Origin of the sequence: Streptomyces sp. NPDC051105 (assembly GCF_040682795.1) — a bacterium.
Classification (GTDB): domain Bacteria; phylum Actinomycetota; class Actinomycetes; order Streptomycetales; family Streptomycetaceae; genus Streptomyces.
In genome coordinates this window covers 145,915-163,273 of sequence record NZ_JBFBBR010000007.1, presented here as the reverse complement: position 1 = coordinate 163,273, position 17,359 = coordinate 145,915, and the positions used below count along the sequence as shown (strand labels likewise).

The following is a 17,359-nucleotide window of genomic DNA, read 5'->3' as shown; positions in this document are numbered from 1 at the left end:
CAACGGTGCCCGGCACCCCTGCAATTGCCCTGCAGGTTCCCTGCAAGCGTGTCACCAGGGCTGCTACAGCCCCCACCGGGCTACGACGACGCCTCGTCCAGGTGCTCCCGGGCCTCCCGTCCGCCCGCCGACCGGAACACCTCCAGCGCCTGAGCCCGGGCCGCCCGCGCGGCCTCCGCGTCGCCGTCCGCCGTCCACACCTCGGCCAGGTCCCAGACCGTGCGCGCCCGCCACAGCGACAGACCCAGCTCCGCCCAGAGAGCCACCGCGTGCTCCAGCGGCTCCCGGGCGCCGTCGGTGTCCCCGGCCGCCAGCCGCGCCTCCCCGAGCGTGCGCAGCACCAGCGCCTCGCCGAACCGGTCCTGCCGCTCCCGGGCCACCGCGAGGCAGCGCATCAGTCGCCGCCCCGCCTCCTCCGTACGGCCCGTGCGTAACTCCACCTTGGCCAGGGACTGTTCGGTGTACATCGCCCCGAAGGTGTCGTGCAGGTCGGTGAAGAGCCGCAGTGTGTCGTGCAGCAGCCGTTCGGCCTCCGGGTACCGGCCCTCGGCCCGGTCGCACAGGGCCAGCGAGCGCAGGGTGAGCCCCTCGCCGTGCAGGTCGGCGGCGGCCCGGTAGAGGTCGAGGGCGCGGGACAGCGCCTGGCGGGCCGCCGGGCCGTGCCCCTGCTCGCGGTGCACATACCCGATGCCGTACAGCACCCGCGCCCGGGGGCCCACGTCGCCGTCGTCGCCGTACCGCTCCAGCGAGGACTCCAGCAGCTCCAACGCCTCGCCGTAGCGGGCTTGTTCGCGGCGGACGGTGCCCATTCCGGCCAGTGCCACGGCCGACCCCTCGGCCGAGCGCTCCTCGAACAGCCGCAACGCGTCCGCGAAGTAGGCGTAGGACTCCTCGAACCGGTCCTGCTCGTACCGGAGTTGGCCAAGGCCGGCCAGCAGCCAGGCCTCGCCCTCGACGTCCCCGCTGCGGCGCACCGCCGCCATGGCCGCGGTGTGCGAGCGGGACCAGGCGTCGAACTGGTTGTACAGCGCGGCCGAACTCGCTATCAGCGCCCCGGCGAGGTCCCGGGCGGCCCGCGCCATGCCGTGGTCGGCGCAGTGCGTCACGGCGGCCAGCAGCCCGGCCTGCTCGGCGGCGAACCAGGCCGCGGGCCGGGCGAGCAGCGCCTCCTCGGTCTCCGGGTCGAGCGGGCGTACGGCGGCCGGTTCCGGGAAGTGCCGTACCGCGCCGCCGGGGCCGCGGGCGGCCGCCTTCCGGGCCAGGTCCAGCCAGCAGCCGACGAGGCGCAGTACCGCGGCGGCCCGCTCCTCGGTGCTCTCCTCGGAGAGGCAGCGCTCGCGGGCGTGCTCGCGGGCGAGGTCGTGGATGCGGTAGCGGGGGAGGCCGGTGCCGTCCACGCCGATCACATCGATGAAGTGGCAGTCCACCAGCCGCTCGACGGCCTCCTCGGCCTCCTCGGTCCCGATGTCGAGCAGCGGAGCGGCGATCCAGGCCGCGAAGTCGGGCAGGTCCAGCAGGGCGAGGCGGCGCAGGGCCTGGCGCTCCTGCGGCGCGAGGTCGGCGTAGCCGAGCTGCAGGCTGGTGCGCAACTCCAGGTCACCGGCACTGAGTTCGTTGAGCCGGCGCTGCTCGTCGCGCAGTCGCGCGGCGAGCCGGCCGGGCGGCCAGTGCGGGCGGGCGGCCAGCCGGGCGCCGGCGATGCGCACCGCGAGCGGCAGCCGCCCGCACAGGGTGACAATCTCGGTGGCCCGCTCCGGGTCCGCCCCCGTCCGTCCCTCGCCGGCCACCCGGCGGAACAGGTCGAGGGCTTCGGCCTCGTCCGGCACTGCGAGGTCCAGATGGGCGGCGCCCTCCAGGGCCACCAGCCGGCGGCGGCTGGTGATCAGCACCGCGGAACCGGGCCCGGGCGGCAGCAGCGGCCGGACGTCCGCCTCACCGGCCGCGTTGTCCAGGACGATCAGGACCCGCCGGTGCCCGATGTGGGTGCGGTACAGGCCGGTCAGCTCCTCGACGCCGGAGGGCACCGTGTCCGGGTCGATCCCCATCGCGCGCAGCAGCCGGGCGAGGGCGTCGGCGGGTTCCAGTGGGGTGGTGTCGGCGGCCCTCAGGTCCACGAACAGGCGGCCGTCGGGGAAGAGTTCGGCGGTGCGGTGGCCGACGTGCACGGCGAGGGCGGTCTTGCCCATGCCGGATCGTCCGGAGATCACCCCGATCGGGGGTGCGGTCCGGCCGGGGTCGCCGACGCTCCGCAGCAGCTCGGTGGCCCACTTGATCTGCTCCCCGCGGCCGACGAAGTCGGCGATGTCGGGCGGGAGATGGGAGGGCGCGGGCTCGGCGCTGCGGGGGGCGGGCACCGTACGGGCCGGCTGCCCGGTCCCCAACACGCCCGTGTCGCCGGTCAGTACGGCCTGGTGGACGGCCCGCAGCTCCGGGCCGGGGTCGATGCCCAGTTCATCGCGGAGAATTGCACGGCCCTCCTCGAAGACGCGCAGCGCGTCGGAGACCCGGCCGGCCCGGAACAGGGCGGTCATCAGCTGGCCGCGCGGCCGCTCCCGCAGCGGATGCGCGGCCACATGGGCGAGCAGCGGCGCGATCGCCCCGTCCGCGCGGCCCAGCTCCAGCGCCAGCCCGAAGGACTCCTCCTGGGCGACCAGCCGCAGCTCCCCGAGCCGGGCAGCCTCGATCCGGGCGAACGACTGGCCGAGCCCCTCCAGCGCCTCCCGGCCCCGCCACAGCCCCAGCGCCTCGGTCAGCGCCTCGGCGGCCTCCTCCGGACGCCCCGCGGACCGCCCCGCCGCGAGGAGTTCCTCGAAGCGGCGGGCGTCGACCCGGTCGGGGGCGAGGTCGGCGACATAGCCCGGGGGCCGGGTGCGGATCACCTCGGCGGTGCCGACCCGGGACAGCGCCCGGCGTACGGCGGAGACATGGGTGGCGACCAGGGCGCCCGCGGTGGCCGGGGCCTCCTCGTCCCACACGAAGTCCACCAGACGCTCGGTGGAGATCACCTCGCCCAGGTGCACGACGAGTGCGGCGAGGACGGCCAGGGGTCTGGAGCCGCCGAGCGGGGCCCGCCGACCCGCTTCCCAGACCTCCACCGGGCCGAGCAGACGTACTTCGAACATCGATCCCCGATCGCTCCTGGCGGATGCCGACAACGATATCGGTGGGCGCCGTCCGGGCAGGGCGAAGGCCGGGCCGTCGTGACCGGATCCGTGCCGTCGGATCGGTGGTACGGAACCCTCCGCGGCGCCCGGTACGCCGAACAGGGGCAGGGCCGACGGGGCTCCGGGGAGGGATCTCCCCGCCGCCGGGGTTGGCTGGTTTCTGTGGGTGACCATAGCGGCCCCTGTACGGGAGACGGGTGGCCGGCGGCCCTCGTATGACCGCGCCCCCGGATCGGCCGCGAAATCCGTCGCGCCGGAACTTCCCCGCGGCCGCATGTCATACGAACGCCCCGCCGGCACCGTCAACGGACCGAAAGCACCGAGCCGTTCGCCGCAGCCAGGGAGTTGCCCGATGAAGCGCCCCGCCTTCCGCCGCCAGGCCGCGTATCTGAGCGCCGTCGCCGCCGTGGCGGCGTTCGTCCTCACCGGCTGCTCCGGGACGTCCGGCGACGACCCGGCACCGGTCGCCGCGGCCAAGGCGCGCGAGCTGACCTACGCCGAGGACCTGCGGGTCTCGGACGCCGAACAACGCCTGATCACCCAGTGCATGGCCCGGCACGGCTTCCGCTACTGGTCGGACAGCTCCCTGTCGCTGGCGGAGAGCAGGCCGCTCGGCTACGTCCAGGACGACGTCCGCTGGGCCCGGACCTACGGCTACGGCAGCCGGATCGCCGCCAAGGAGGACCGCGCCCGCCTGCACAACCCCAACATCGCCTACCGCGAGGGACTTTCGGCAGCCCGCCGGACCGCCTACGACACCGCGCTGGACGGCGGCCGACAGACGGAACTGCTGCGCGCCGCGGTCCCCGGCGGCGGCTCGGTCAGCAAGCAGTCCGGCGGCTGCGACGCGGCGGCCGAGCGCACGCTGTACGGCGATTCGGCCACCTGGTTCCGGCTGGACACCGCCGCCAGCAACCTGCGCCCGCTGTACGTCGGCAAGTTGCTGCACGACCGGCGGTTCACCGCCGCCGTGCACGACTGGGCGAGCTGCATGAAGCGGGCCGGTCACCCCTACCCGGACCCGGACGCGGCCCGGCAGGCCACCCGGGAGCACCCCGCCGTCCAGAGCCGGGCCGAGGAGGCCCGGAGCTTCGCCGCCGAGACCCGGATCGCCGTCGCCGACGCCACCTGCGCCCGCGAGGTCTCCCTCAGGTCCGTCGGCCAGGACCGGGAGGCCCACTACCTGGCCCGGCTGAACGCGAAGTACGGCGCCCAGCTGGACGCCTACCGGCAACTGCGGCAGCGGGCGCTGGCACGCGCCGAGCGGCTCGTCCCCGCCCGCGCCTGACCCCGGCGGGCGGCGCTGGTCCCGGCCCGTGCCCGACACCGCCGGGCGCCCCACGAACTCCGCGGCACCCGCCGCGGCCCCACCCACACCCACCGCCTCCGACGAGGCAGAACGGGACTCATCATGCGCAAACTGACCCTCGCCGTGGCCACCCTGGGCCTCGCGGCCCTCGGCCTCTCGGTACCGGCGAACGCCCACGCCGTCTCCGGCTGCAACGCGAAGTGGCCGGGCCGGGACGGCTACGTGCGGGCCTGGCGGGACGCCGACTGCCAGGGTGAACTGCTCGGTGCCACCCCGGGCAACGACCCCGACTGGGGCGACAACTTCGACGCCTTCCGCAGCGGCGACGAGAACGCCGCCTCCTCGGTGATGAACAGTGGCTTCGTCGGCGGCAAGGACGTCGTGGCCTTCTACTACGTGGCCGGTTACCCGGACTGGGCCTACGGCTGCCTCAAGCCGGGCGAGCTGTACGTGGACAACCTCGCCCGCAACCACTTCACCAACGGCGAGAACATGAACGACAACATCATGTCCCACGTGTGGGTGGCGTCCAGCGCCTGCGCCCCGGGCTCCTTCATCAGCTGAGGCGGCACGCCGGCCACGGCCGCCCGGGCCGTGGCCGGCCCCGCCTTCTTACCGAATGCCTACCTCCCGTACCGCCGACTTTCACATCAGCGCCACCAGACCCTTCCCTGACGTTCGATGCCCTTGGAACACTCGCACCCGCGCACAATCCGCCCTGTTCCGGCCATCCCGTGCGTCAGTGATGAGAGGTCGCTCACCCATGCCCGAAGTAAACCGGCGCCGATTCCTCCAACTGGCGGGCGCCACCACGGCGTTCACCGCGCTGTCCAACAGCATCGAGCGTGCCGCCGCACTGCCCGCGAACCACCGCACGGGGTCGATCGAGGACGTCGAGCACATCGTCGTCCTGATGCAGGAGAACCGTTCTTTCGACCACTACTTCGGCACCCTCAGCGGTGTCCGCGGCTTCGGCGACCCGCGTCCGGTCACCCAGGACGACAAGTCGGTGTGGCACCAGTCCAACGGCACGAAGGACATCCTGCCGTTCCACCCGGACGCCGACGGCCTGGGCCTCGCCTTCATCCAGGACCTCCCGCACGGCTGGGCCGACACGCACACCGCCGTCAACAAGGGCAAGTACGACAAGTGGGTGCCGGCCAAGGGCTCCACGACCATGGCGTACCTGAACCGGGACGACATCCCGTTCCACTACGCGCTCGCCGACGCGTTCACCATCTGCGACGCCTACCACTGCTCGTTCATGGGCTCCACCGACCCGAACCGCTACTACCTGTGGACGGGTTACACGGGCAATGACGGACAGGGCGGCGGCCCGGTCCTCGGCAACGACGAGGCCGGCTACTCCTGGACGACGTACCCCGAGCGCCTGGAGAAGGCGGGCGTCTCCTGGAAGATCTACCAGGACGTCGGCGACGGCCTGGACGCGGCCGGCGGCTGGGGCTGGATCCAGGACGCCTACCGGGGCAACTACGGCGACAACTCGCTGCTCTACTTCAAGCAGTACCAGAACGCCCAGCCCGGCGACCCGCTGTACGACAAGGCCCGCACCGGCACCGACGCCACCAAGGGCGAGGGCTTCTTCGACCAGCTGAAGGCCGACGTCAAGACCGGCAAGCTGCCGCAGATCTCCTGGGTGGTCGCCCCGGAGGCCTTCACCGAGCACCCCAACTGGCCCGCCAACTACGGTGCCTGGTACATCTCCCAGGTCCTCGACGCGCTCACCGCCGACCCCGCGGTGTGGGCGAAGACGGCCCTGTTCATCACGTACGACGAGAACGACGGCTTCTTCGACCACGTGGTCCCGCCGTTCCCGCCGGCCTCCGCCGCCCAGGGCAAGTCCACGGTCGACCCGGCCCTGGACCTCTTCAAGGGCGACGCGAGCCACGCCGCCGGCGCCTACGGCCTCGGCCAGCGGGTACCGATGATCGTCGTCTCCCCGTGGAGCAAGGGCGGTTACGTCTGCTCCGAGACGCTCGACCACACCTCGGTCATCCGGTTCATGGAGAACCGCTTCGGCGTCCACGAGCCCAACATCTCGCCCTGGCGGCGCGCCGTCACCGGCGACCTGACCGCCGCGTTCGACTTCTCCCGCAAGGACACCAAGCCGGTCGCGCTGCCCTCGACCGACGGCTACCAGCCGCCGGACAGGAACCGTCACCCCGACTACGTGCCCACCCCGCCCGCCAACCCGGCCCTGCCCAAGCAGGAGCGCGGCTCCCGGCCCACCCGGCCGCTCAAGTACGCGCCGCTGGTGGACGGTTCGCTGGACGCGGCGGCCGGCAAGCTCACGCTGACCTTCGCCTCGGGGGCGCAGGCCGGCGCCGCCTTCCTGGTCACCTCCAACAACCGCACGGACGGCCCCTGGAGCTACACCACCGAAGCCGGCAAGTCGGTCTCCGACACCTGGAACTCGGCGTACTCGGGCGGCTCGTACGACCTGACCGTGCACGGCCCGAACGGCTTCCTGCGCAGCTTCCAGGGCCCCGGCAGGGTGGCAGGCCCCGAGGTCACCGCCCGGCCGCACGGCGACGACATCGAGCTGACCTTCGCCAACAAGGGCAGCGGCACGGTGAAGCTGAAGGTGGCGGACGGGTACGGTGGCCGGGGCCGCACGTTCACGGTGCGCGCCGGGGCCACCGTCAAGCACATCGCCCACCTCAACCACAGCGACCAGTGGTACGACCTGACGGTCACCTCCGAGTCCGACGCGACTTTCGTGCGGCGGTTCGCGGGGCATGTGGAGAACGGGCGGCCCGGGGTCAGCGACCCGGCGATCAGCACCGAGTGACAAGGGGTTGAGGGGCGCATCGTGCGGAACTGATCAGGTACCGGTCACATCGGGATAGTGTGCCCCGGTGACCACGCAATCGAACACTCCTGCAGACTCGTACCGCGATCCGCACGGTGCGTCCCAGACACTCTTCACCGAGCCGGTGCTGGTGGTGAACCAGAAGGCCAAGCTGATCGAGCTGACCAACGAGTACAAGGTCATGGACCAGCACGGCCGGGAGATCGGCTCGGTGGCCGAGGTCGGCCAGAGCGCGCTGAAGAAGATCCTGCGCTTCGTCTCCAGCCTCGACCAGTACATGACCCACCGGCTGGAGATCCGTGACGCGTCCGGTCAGCCGCAGCTGCTGCTGACCCGGCCCGCGAAGATCTTCAAGTCCCGGGTGATCGTCACGCGTCCGGACGGCTCGCAGGTGGGGGAGATCGTCCAGCAGAACATGATCGGGAAGATCAACTTCGCGATGATCGTGGGTGACCAGAAGGTCGGTGCGATCAAGGCGGAGAACTGGCGGGCGTGGAACTTCGCGATCGTCGACCACACCGACACGGAGGTGGCCCGGATCACGAAGACGTGGGAGGGGCTCGCCAAGACGATGTTCACCACCGCCGACAACTATGTGCTGCAGATCCACCACCAGTTGCCGGAGCCGCTGCGGAGCCTGGTGGTGGCGACGGCACTGACCGTGGACACGGCGCTGAAGCAGGACTCTCGGGGACTGGGCTGAGGGTCGTCCGTGGCCGAGTGCCGATTGACGCGGCCCGTGGGGGTTGGAACGGTCGTCGGGCGGCTGCGGGTGTGCTGTGGCTGGTCGCGCCGTTCCTCCCCCAGCCTTCGGCCGGGGGTACCCCCAGCGCCCCTGACGGGCGCTTCGGTCCGGGCGCTGTTCAGAGTGCCGTGAGGTGCTCGGTCTCCGGCTTCTGCCGGGGGAGCAGCGCCTGCTCCGCCGCCGCTCTCGCCTCCTCCAGGGCCAGCACCGCGGCCACCGGGTGTTCCTCGTCGTCCGGTTCCACGAGCCGCGTCGCCGGGGTCACCCGGGTCAGCAGGACCACGCCCCAGGAGGCGAGGCCCGCGCCCGCCAGGGCGAGCAGGATGCCCGCCGCGCCGCCTTGCAGTCCCTGCCCCAGCAGGGTCAGGCCGATGACCGCCGCCGCCACCGGGTTGGACAGGGTGACCACCGCCAGGGGGGCGCCCAGTCCGCCTCGGTAGGCCGTCTGGGAGAGCAGCAGGCCACCCACCGCGAACGCGGCGACCAGCAGGGCGACCACGATCACCTCGACGCTCAGGGCCGGGCCCGAGCGGTCCGTCGCCGCCACCGTCACCGTCTGGGTGAGGGCCGAGGCGACGCCCGAGGCGAAGCCCGACGCGGTCGCGTGCCGCAGGCCCGGGCGGGTGCCGGGGCGGGACAGGACACCGATCAGGGCGGTTGTCGTACCGGCGACGCCGAGGGCCTCGGTGAGGCTCAGGACCTGGTGGGGTGCGGGGCCGGAGGCCGTGATCAGGAGGGCGCCGAGGCCGAGCAGGGTCAGGGCGGTGCCCCGCCACTCGGTGGCGGTGACCCGGCGGCCGGCCGCCCGGGCGCCCATCGGTACGGCCGCGACCAGGGTGAGCGCGCCCAGCGGCTGTACGAGGGTCAGCGGGCCGTACTTCAGGGCGACGACGTGGAGCAGGGCGGCCCCGGCGTTCAGACCCACCGCCGCCCACCAGGCACCGGAGCCGAGCAGCCGCAGCAGGCCCGCGCCGGCGGTCTTCGAGGCGAGGCGTTCCTGGGCCACGGCGGCGGCCGCGTAGGCGACGGCCGAGACCAGGGAGAGGACGACGGCGATCAGGGCCGCGGCGCTCATCGGCCCGCCCCCACCAGTGCGGGCTCCTCGGAGACGAGGTGCCGGGTGCCGCGCCCGGCCGTCGTGGCCGTGCGGTGCGGCGGATTGATCAGGGCGAGGGCGGCGCCGAGCATCGCGGTGGCGACGATCGCGTCCAGCCAGTAGTGGTTCGCGGTGCCCACGATCACCAGCAGGGTGATCGCCGGGTGCAGCAGCCAGAGCCGGCGCCATCGGGAGCGGGTCGCGACGATCAGGCCGATCGCCACCATCAGGGCCCAGCCGAAGTGCAGCGAGGGCATCGCCGCGAACTGGTTGGAGAGGTGGTCGCTGGTGGGCGGGCCGTAGACGGAGGGGCCGTAGACCCGGGCCGTGTCGACGAGGCCGGTGGCGGCCAGCATCCGCGGCGGCGCCAGCGGGAACGTGAAGGGGAGCACCAGGGCGGCGGCGGTGACCACGGCGAGGACCCGGCGGGCCCAGACGTAGTGCGCGGGCCGCTTCAGGTAGAGCCAGACCAGGAAGGCCAGCGTGGCCGGGAAATGAACCGTGGCGTAGTAGGTGTTGGCCAGATGGACGAGGGTGCCGCCGTGCAGCAGTGCGGACTGCACGTCGACCTCCGAGGGCAGGTGCAACGTCCGTTCCAGGTCCCAGATCCGGTGGGCGTTGTGCAGGGCCTCGGCGGTATGGCCGGTGGCCAGTTGGCGCCCGAACTTGTAGACGAGGAAGAGCCCTGCGACGAGCAGGAGCTCACGGACGAGCGGCGGCCGGGCTATCGCCCCGGGCTCCGCTGCTGCCGGCTCGGACTGGGATCTCATCCCAGGCCCCCTCACTGACGGTGGTGCTGTGCGAGTCCCGGACGGTGGCCCGAACTCTTCGATACGGAAGCGTACCGATACGCCACTGTACCGATACGGTCGTGTACCGGTACAGTGGCGTATCGATAGACGTAGGCCACACTGGTTGTAGGTTTCCGCCGGGGCCGAACGGCGGGCGGGGACCAGGTGATCCGCAAGTGATGCGCGAGTGAGGAGCAGAGCACATGACGTCGCAGGCCGCGGACGGACCGGACATGGTCGCCGCATCGCGCCGCTCCAAGATCACGCCGGAGCGTGAGCGGGAGTTCTTCGACGCCGTGCTCGAACAGATCCGCGAGTGCGGCTACGACTCCGTCTCCATGGAGGGGATCGCCGCCAGCACCCGGTGCAGCAAGTCCACGCTCTACCGGCAGTGGAAGACCAAGCCGCAGTTCGTCGCCGCCGCGCTGCGGGCCAACCGCGAGGTGCGCTTCGCCGGCGTCGACACCGGGTCACTCGCCGGAGACCTGCGCGAGGTGGCGCGGGTCGCGGGCGACTGGTCCCGCAAGGACACCAAGCTGCTCTCGGCGCTGGGCCACGCGCTCCACTCGGACGCGGAACTGGCGACGGCGCTGCGCGAGGCGCTCGTCGAACCCGAGATCGCCGCGCTCCAGGAGATCCTGTGCCGCGGTGTCCAGCGCGGCGAGGTGCCCGAGGGGCATCCCGCGCTGGACTACGTGCCCGCCATGATGTTCGGCGTGCTGCGGGTGCGGCCCGTGCTCACCGGCGAGTACGCCGACGCCGACTATCTCGTCCGCTTCGTGGAGGCCGTCGCGCTGCCCGCACTCGGACTGACATGAGACCCAGGCCGCCGTCCACGGGATGACTGGACGGTGACCTGCTCGCGCCGCACCGTGGGGACGGGGGCGGCGCGCACCCCCCGGCCGGGTGGGGCTCCCCTTTGAGCGGAGGGGCGCCCCACCCGGCCGATCGGCGTTCCGGGGCGGGGGCGGGTCAGACGGTCTGGCCGTCGCCGCCGCCGGAGGACACCTTGATGCCCTTGGTGATCGTGTCGATCACGGACTGGCTCTGGCCGACGTCGACGCCGAACCGGACCACCACGATCTGCCGGGCGTTCGAGGGCGACGGGAAGGCCAGCGACTCGACATAACCGTCGGCGCCCTTGCTGGTCACCGCCTTCCAGCGGACCAGATAGCCCTTCTGCCCGGCCACGGTGACGGCCTTGGAGGCCAGCACCTGGTGCGAGGTGATCGAGCCGTAGGTCTTGCCGCCGTACGATTCCGTGGCGTTGGCCGCGATGTCCGCCTTGGCGACGTCCTCGGCGGTGTCGCCCTTGGTGCCCAGCACCAGCGCGGGCGCCGAGTAGGCGCCGCCGGCGGTGCAGGTCTGGGAGGTGTCGCCGGGGCATTTGTAGGAGTTGTCGGAGGAGATCTGGGCGCCGACGTTGATCGCCTGCCCGGTCCAGCCCTTCGGCACCGGAATGCTGATGGCGTTGATGGAGTCCGACACCGTGCCGCCGCCCTGAACCTTCGGAGCCTCGGACTGGCCGGGCGACGGCGACGCACCGCCGCCGGAACCGCCCGAGCCCGAGCCACCGCCGGACCCGGAGCCGCCCGACCCGCCGAACGGGAAGCCCTGCCCGCCGTTCTGTCCCTCCGGCCCGCCCTGGCCGCCCGAGCCCTGCTGCGTGGCCTGGCCGCCGCCGTTGTCGCCGCCGTTGGCGGAGAGCGCCCACGCGGTCACCCCGATGGCGGCGAGGACCGCGACGGCGACACCGACGGCCACGCCGGTGCGCAGCCCGCGCTTTCCGGTGGCCGGCGGCGCCGGATACCCCGGATACCCCGGATAGGCCGGGTACGCCTGGTAGGCCGCGCCGGCCGGCGACGGCGTCGGGGGACCCCAGTCGGCACCCGACCCGGCGGGGCGGGTCTGCTCCGTCCACGCCTTGCCGTCCCACCAGCGCTCAGTGGCCGGACCGTCACTTGTCTGCCCGGGGTCGGGATACCACCCGGGGGGAGTCACCTGCGTCATGCCCCCACCGTATGAGGCGTCGGTGAAAGTCGGATGAGAGGATCCGGCGACTTTCGGATGAGCCGGCCCGTCAGGCGTCGTTGTCTCATTCGATCCGCAGCCGCACCGGCGGGTTCGGGGCCCGTGGTGGCAGCCGCAGACCGTCCCGCCCCGGGGTCAGGGAGCCCAGGACGCTCGGGTGGCGGGCGCCGGTGGCGGTCGGGGCGGTGCCCGGGAGACCGTGGGCGGTGAGGAAGCCGAGGACCGCGAAGGCGTAGGCCTCCTTCGCGGCCGAGGGCAGACCGAGTGCGTCGGAGGCGCGGACGGGGGTCTGCGGCAGCAGGCCGCGGAGCAGCCGCATCAGCTCCGGGTTGCGGGTGCCGCCGCCCGAGGCGATCACCTCCGTGGCTCCCACGCCGCGAACCGCGTCCGCCACCGTCCGGGCCGTCAGTTCGGTGAGCGTCGCCAGCGCGTCCTCGGCCGACAAACCCTCCGGCGCCCGCCAGTACCCGGCGTGGAACAACTCCTTGCCGGTCGTCTTCGGCGCGGGCAGCGCGTAGTACGGGTCCGCCAGCAGCCGCTCCAGCAGGGGCCGGTGCGGCCGGCCGCGCGCCGCCAGCGCCCCGTCCACGTCGTACGCCTGCCGGCCGCCGGTGTACTCCCGGGCCGCCGCGTCCATCAGCGCGCAGCCGGGCCCGGTGTCGAAGGCCGTGCCGTCCGGCGCGGTGAGGTTGGCGATCCCTCCGACGTTCAGCGCCACCGGCGTGCCCGGCCGGCCGCGCAGCCACAACAGGTCGACCAGGCTCACCAGGGGCGCGCCCTGGCCCCCGGCGGCCACGTCCCGGGGGCGGAAGTCGGCCACCACCGGCAGTCCCGTCGCCTCCGCGATCCAGGCCGGCTGCCCGAGCTGCAGCGTCCCGTGCACCCGGCCGTCCGCCACCCAGTGGAAGACCGTCTGCCCGTGCGAGGCCACCAACTCGGCCCGCCCGCCGCACAGTTCACGGTTCGCCCGGACCGCCGCCGCCGCGAACGCCTGCCCGATCCGGGTGTCCAGCAGACACACCCGCGCGAGCGGTACCTCGGCCGGCGGCAGCGCCCCCGCGAGAGCCTCGCGCAATTCGTCGTCGTAGGGCGTGCTCACCAGCCCCAGCGGCTTCAGCAGCAGCGTGTCGCCGGCCAGACGCAGCTCTGCGGCGGCCGCGTCGACCGCGTCGTAGGAGGTCCCGGACATCAGACCGATCACCAGCACCGCTCAACCCGCCTTCGTCTCCCGTGACCGCAGCAGCGCGAGCACGCTGACCGCGCAGGCCGCCGCCGCGTAGTAGCCGGGAACGTCCAGGTTCCCGGTGCGCTTCACCGCCTCCGTGATGATGAGGCCCGCACAACCCGAGAACACGGCATTGGACAGGGCGTAGGCGAGTCCCAGGCCCGTACAGCGGGCGCGCGCCGGGAACATCTCGGCCAGCAGCGCGGGCCCCGGTCCGGCCATCAGCCCCACCACCGCGCCCGCACCGAACAGGGCCGCGCCCTTCACCCCGGCGGACGCCCCGTCGTCCTGGAGGAGGCCGAGCAGCGGCAGGGCCAGCACGACCACGAGACCGGCGCCCGTCAGCATCACCGGCCGCCGCCCGATCCGGTCGCTGAGCAGCCCCGCCGGGAGGATCGCCGCCGCGAAACCCAGGTTCGCCACCACGGTCGCCAGCAGCGCCGTACGGAAACCGGTGTGCAGCGCGGTCTGGAGATACGACGGCAGCACGACCAGGAAGGTGTACCCGGCCGCCGACCAGCCCATCACCCGCCCGACGGCCAGCGCGACCGCCCCGGCCGACACCCGCACCGCCCGCACCTCCGGCTCCCGGAACTCCGGCGTCTCGTCCAGCCCCACCCGCAGCCACAGCGCGAGCGCGCCCAGCGGCAGCGCCAGCAGGAACGGCAACCGCCAGCCCCACGAATCGAGCTGACCTTCCGTCAGAGCGGAGCCCAGCCCGGCCGCCAGGCCCGCCCCGCCCAGCAGCCCCAGCGCCACGGTGAACGACTGCCACGCCCCGTACAGCCCCCGCCGCCCCGGCGGCGCGAACTCGGTCAGCATCGCCACCGCGCCACCGAACTCCCCTCCCGCGGACAGTCCCTGAACGGCCCTCAGGAGCGTGAGCAGCCAGGGCGCGAGCGCACCGGCCTGCGCATACGTCGGCAGCAGGCCGATGAGCGCCGTGGCCCCCGTCATCAGCGCGACCACGAGCATCAGCACCGGCCGCCGGCCGAGCCGGTCGGCCAGCCGGCCGAACAGGGCCGCGCCCAGCGGACGGAAGAAGAACGCCAGCCCGAACGAGGCATAGGTGCGCACCCGCCCCTCGGCCGCGCTGCCGCCCGCCGGGGTGAAGAACCGCGCGGCGACGACCGTCGCGAAATAGCCGTAGACACCGAACTCGTACCACTCGATGAAGTTGCCCACCGAGCCGGCCGCCAGTGCCCGGAGGGGACGATTCCGTTCCCGTACCGCCCGATCTTCGAAACTCAGCTTCATTTCCACGCCTGTTGACGGTCCGTTCGCTCGACAGCGGCAGGTCGGGGCCGTCACGCGGCGCCCCGCCGCAGCCGCTGTCACCCGTCATGGCAACAGCGGCCGGACCCGCCTCCGGACAGCCAACAGGACGGCTAGGCTCGTGGTCTGTACGTCGTTCGGGCGACTTGGGGAGGTAACGGGATGACGGAGGAACTACCCCCGGAGGGCTCCTCTGCTCCTCTCTGGGAGCGCGACGCGGAGATCGCCGCCATCACCGAGGCGCTCGACGTCCTGTGCGCCGACCGGTCCACCCCGGGGAACCTGCTCGTCCTGCGCGGCGAGGCCGGACTCGGCAAGACCGCGCTGCTGGCCGAAACCCGCCGAATCGCCAAGAGCCGCGGCTGCACCGTCTGGTCCACCCGCGGCGGCGAGACCCTGCGCAGCGTTCCCTTCAACGTGGTACGGCAGCTGCTCCAGCCGGCCCTGTTCTCCCTGCTCCCCGACGAGGCCCGGGAGTACCTCGGCGACTGGTACGACATCGCCGGCCCCGCCCTCGGCATAACCGACCCCGGTGAGCGCCAGGCCGACCCGCAGGGCGTCTGCGACGGCCTGGTCGCCGCCGTCCGCCGGCTGGCCAAACGCGACTGGCCGCTGGTGCTGCTGATCGACGACGCGCACTGGGCCGACCAGGAGACCCTGGCCTGGCTCGCCGCCTTCGTGGAGCGCCTCGACGACCTGCCCGTCCTCGTCCTGGTCGCCCGCCGCCCCGGCGAGGTCGGCGGCGACAGCGCCCGCTACCTCGACACCGTGGCCGCCGCGGCCACGAACCCGGTGCACAATCTCAGCGCCCTCACCCCGGACGCCACCGCCGGACTCACGCTCGCCACCCTCGGCGCGCATGCCGACGCACCGTTCTGCCGCGAGGTCTGGGCCGTCACCGGCGGCAACCCCTATGAGACCGTCGAACTCCTCGCCAAGGTCCAGGACAGCGAGGTCGAACCCGTCGAGGCCCGGGCGGGCGAACTGCGCGCGCTCAACCGGTCGGCCCGCGGCGGCGGACTCGTCACCCGCCTAGAAGGCCTCGGCATCGACGCCACCCGGTTCGCCTGGGCCGCCGCCATCCTCGGCACCGGCATCTCCGTCGACCTGGTCGCCCAGCTCGCCACCATGACCGTGGAGGACGCCGAGCGCTGCGCCGAACTGCTGCGCAGCGCCCGTATCCTCACCGCACCCGACCCGGCCGGCTCCCGCTCCCACGCCGGCGACCTGGAGTTCGTCCATCCGCTGATCGCCAGCGCCGTCTACAACTCCATCCCGCCGGCGATGTGCACCGCCATGCACGGCATCGCCGCCCAGATCGTCATCGACGACGGCCGGGGCATCGCCGAGGCCTCCCGCCACCTGCTCAAGGTGCATCCGGACGACGACGAGGAACTCGTCCAGCAGTTGCGGGACGCGGCCAAGGAACACCTCGCCGTCGGCGCCCCGGACGCGGCCCGCCGCTGCCTCGAACGCGCCCTGCTGGAACCGCCCGTGCCCGAGGTCCACGCGCGCGTGCTCTACGAACTGGGCTGCGCCACCCTGCTCACCAAACCCGCCGTCACCATCGGCCACCTGCGGAGCGCGCTCGGCATGCCCGGCCTCGGCGACGCCGAACGCGTCGACGCCGTCTTCCGCCTCTCCCAGGCCCTCCTCCACAACGACCAGCTGGAGGAAGCCGTCCGCACGGTCGAGGCGGAGGCCGCCCGGCACGAGGAGGGCCCCGCCAGACTCCGGCTCCAGGCCGTCCAGTTCATGTGGGAGGGCATCGCCGGCGAGGCCGTCTCCCCGCGCCGCTCCGAACGCCTCGGCGAGCTCGTCGGCACCTGCACCGGCCGGGACAACTCCGAACGTGCCCTGCTGATGCTGCGCGGCTTCGACCTCCTCATCCAGGGGGAGAGCGCCGAAGAGGTCGTGGAGCTCTGCGACCGCGCCCTCGTCAACGGCCGGCTCGCTCCCGGACTCGGCTGGACCGACACCGAGTGGGGCATGGAACTGCTGCTGATGCTCGCCAACGCCTACGTCTACACCGACCGCCTCGACCGCGCGGAGAGCCTCTACAACGAGGCCCTGCGCGCCTACGAGTCCTCCGGCTGGAGCGGCGGCCACCTCGCCCTCGCCCACGCCTACGTGGGCCTCGGGCACCGCAGGCGGGGCCGGCTGCGGGACGCGGAGACATCCCTGCGGGAATCCTTGCGGATCGCCGAGCGGGTCGGCCGCAGGCTGCCCCTGTACTGGACCGCCACCTGCAACCTGGTCGACACGCTGCTGGCCCGCGGCCATGTCCAGCAGGCCTGGGAGACGGCCGAGCAGTACGGTTTCGCACCGCCGTACCCCTCCACGATCGTGATGCCGGACCCACGGTCCGTGCGCGGCCGGCTGCTGCTCGCCGTCGGCCGCACGAAGGAGGCCCTCAACGAACTGGAGGCCGCGGAGAAGGCGGCCGCCGCGCGCGGCCACTTCAACCCGGTGGTGGTGCCCTGGGCCCTCGACCTGGCCCGGGCCCTCGCGGGCGAGGACCCGGCGCGGGCGGCGCGGCTGGCGGCGGACGCGCGGCGGCAGGCCGAGCGGTTCGGCACGGACACGGCGATCGGCGAGGCCCTGCGGTGCGCCGCCGCGCTGGAGACCGGGCAGCGGCAGGTGCGGCTGGCGTCCCAGGCGGTGGCTTATCTGGAGGCGTCGCCGTGTCAGTACGAGCATGCGGCGGCGCGGGTGGAGTACGGGATCGCCGCGCGGTCGGTGGCCGAGCTGAACCGGGGGCTGGCGTTGGCCCGGTCGTGCGGGGCGGACGGGCTGGTCGCCCAGGCGCGGGAGGTGCTGGACACGGGGCGGGGATTGCGTTGACCGGTGCGTTGCGGGGTGCCGGTGCGTGGGGGCCGGTCGCGCCCAC

The 17,359-nt window shown here is 73.2% G+C and carries 12 protein-coding genes; 6 read left to right on the top strand and 6 right to left on the bottom strand.

The window, feature by feature from the left end:
• Positions 1-80: 80 nt before the first annotated feature.
• Positions 81-3,122: a BTAD domain-containing putative transcriptional regulator gene (locus AB0N16_RS19370; protein WP_365798185.1), complete on the bottom strand. Its 3,042-nt coding sequence runs from the start codon at positions 3,120-3,122 to the stop codon at positions 81-83.
• A gap of 394 nt (positions 3,123-3,516) precedes the next feature.
• Between AB0N16_RS19370 and AB0N16_RS19365 the strand changes: the two genes are divergently transcribed.
• From AB0N16_RS19365 to AB0N16_RS19350, 4 genes are all read left to right on the top strand, one after another.
• Positions 3,517-4,452: a hypothetical protein gene (locus tag AB0N16_RS19365; RefSeq protein ID WP_365798183.1), complete on the top strand. Its 936-nt coding sequence runs from the start codon at positions 3,517-3,519 to the stop codon at positions 4,450-4,452.
• Between the two features lie 123 nt (positions 4,453-4,575).
• Entirely contained in the window at positions 4,576-5,037 is a 462-nt protein-coding gene (locus AB0N16_RS19360; RefSeq protein WP_365798181.1) for a hypothetical protein, read from the top strand.
• Between the two features lie 199 nt (positions 5,038-5,236).
• Entirely contained in the window at positions 5,237-7,285 is a 2,049-nt protein-coding gene (locus AB0N16_RS19355; protein ID WP_365798179.1) for a phosphocholine-specific phospholipase C, read from the top strand.
• Positions 7,286-7,352: 67 nt separating this feature from the next.
• Positions 7,353-8,009 carry a phospholipid scramblase-related protein gene (locus tag AB0N16_RS19350; protein WP_365798178.1) on the top strand — a complete coding sequence of 219 codons (657 nt, stop codon included), beginning with the start codon at positions 7,353-7,355 and terminating at the stop codon, positions 8,007-8,009.
• A gap of 160 nt (positions 8,010-8,169) precedes the next feature.
• On the opposite strand, the gene AB0N16_RS19345 is transcribed toward AB0N16_RS19350, so the two are convergent.
• Together AB0N16_RS19345 and AB0N16_RS19340 are read right to left on the bottom strand one after the other, a co-directional pair.
• Positions 8,170-9,126 (bottom strand): hypothetical protein, encoded by a 957-nt coding sequence (locus AB0N16_RS19345; RefSeq protein ID WP_365798176.1) that lies wholly within the window; start codon positions 9,124-9,126, stop codon positions 8,170-8,172.
• Positions 9,123-9,917, bottom strand: coding sequence for a phosphatase PAP2 family protein (locus AB0N16_RS19340; RefSeq protein WP_365798174.1), 795 nt, complete (start codon positions 9,915-9,917; stop codon positions 9,123-9,125). The genes AB0N16_RS19345 and AB0N16_RS19340 overlap by 4 nt, the downstream gene beginning before the upstream one ends.
• 224 nt (positions 9,918-10,141) lie before the next feature.
• Here AB0N16_RS19340 and AB0N16_RS19335 point away from each other — a divergent pair, with 224 nt between their 5' ends.
• The gene (locus AB0N16_RS19335; RefSeq protein ID WP_365798172.1) at positions 10,142-10,756 is read left to right on the top strand and encodes a TetR/AcrR family transcriptional regulator; all 615 of its coding nucleotides are present in this window, start codon (positions 10,142-10,144) and stop codon (positions 10,754-10,756) included.
• 154 nt (positions 10,757-10,910) lie between these two features.
• Here AB0N16_RS19335 and AB0N16_RS19330 read toward each other — a convergent pair whose 3' ends face one another.
• The 3 genes from AB0N16_RS19330 to AB0N16_RS19320 form a co-directional block, all read right to left on the bottom strand.
• Positions 10,911-11,948 (bottom strand): DUF2510 domain-containing protein, encoded by a 1,038-nt coding sequence (locus tag AB0N16_RS19330; protein ID WP_365798170.1) that lies wholly within the window; start codon positions 11,946-11,948, stop codon positions 10,911-10,913.
• Positions 11,949-12,033: 85 nt separating this feature from the next.
• A complete protein-coding gene (locus AB0N16_RS19325) occupies positions 12,034-13,176 on the bottom strand; it encodes an anhydro-N-acetylmuramic acid kinase (protein ID WP_365798168.1) in 1,143 nt (380 codons plus the stop codon).
• A gap of 3 nt (positions 13,177-13,179) precedes the next feature.
• A complete protein-coding gene (locus AB0N16_RS19320) occupies positions 13,180-14,451 on the bottom strand; it encodes an MFS transporter (protein WP_365798166.1) in 1,272 nt (423 codons plus the stop codon).
• A 180-nt stretch (positions 14,452-14,631) separates the two neighbouring features.
• Here AB0N16_RS19320 and AB0N16_RS19315 point away from each other — a divergent pair, with 180 nt between their 5' ends.
• Positions 14,632-17,313, top strand: a complete 2,682-nt coding sequence (locus tag AB0N16_RS19315) for an AAA family ATPase (RefSeq protein ID WP_365798164.1) — start codon at positions 14,632-14,634, stop codon at positions 17,311-17,313.
• Positions 17,314-17,359: the final 46 nt, after the last annotated feature.

Bases quoted from the DNA above. Each gene is read 5' to 3' on its own strand.
- AB0N16_RS19370 (WP_365798185.1), bottom strand. From the start codon at position 3,122: ATGTTCGAAGTACGTCTGCTCGGCCCGGTGGAGGTCTGGGAAGCGGGT.
- AB0N16_RS19365 (WP_365798183.1), top strand. From the start codon at position 3,517: ATGAAGCGCCCCGCCTTCCGCCGCCAGGCCGCGTATCTGAGCGCCGTC.
- AB0N16_RS19360 (WP_365798181.1), top strand. From the start codon at position 4,576: ATGCGCAAACTGACCCTCGCCGTGGCCACCCTGGGCCTCGCGGCCCTC.
- AB0N16_RS19355 (WP_365798179.1), top strand. From the start codon at position 5,237: ATGCCCGAAGTAAACCGGCGCCGATTCCTCCAACTGGCGGGCGCCACC.
- AB0N16_RS19345 (WP_365798176.1), bottom strand. From the start codon at position 9,126: ATGAGCGCCGCGGCCCTGATCGCCGTCGTCCTCTCCCTGGTCTCGGCC.
- AB0N16_RS19340 (WP_365798174.1), bottom strand. From the start codon at position 9,917: ATGAGATCCCAGTCCGAGCCGGCAGCAGCGGAGCCCGGGGCGATAGCC.
- AB0N16_RS19335 (WP_365798172.1), top strand. From the start codon at position 10,142: ATGACGTCGCAGGCCGCGGACGGACCGGACATGGTCGCCGCATCGCGC.
- AB0N16_RS19330 (WP_365798170.1), bottom strand. From the start codon at position 11,948: ATGACGCAGGTGACTCCCCCCGGGTGGTATCCCGACCCCGGGCAGACA.
- AB0N16_RS19320 (WP_365798166.1), bottom strand. From the start codon at position 14,451: ATGAAGCTGAGTTTCGAAGATCGGGCGGTACGGGAACGGAATCGTCCC.
- AB0N16_RS19315 (WP_365798164.1), top strand. From the start codon at position 14,632: ATGACGGAGGAACTACCCCCGGAGGGCTCCTCTGCTCCTCTCTGGGAG.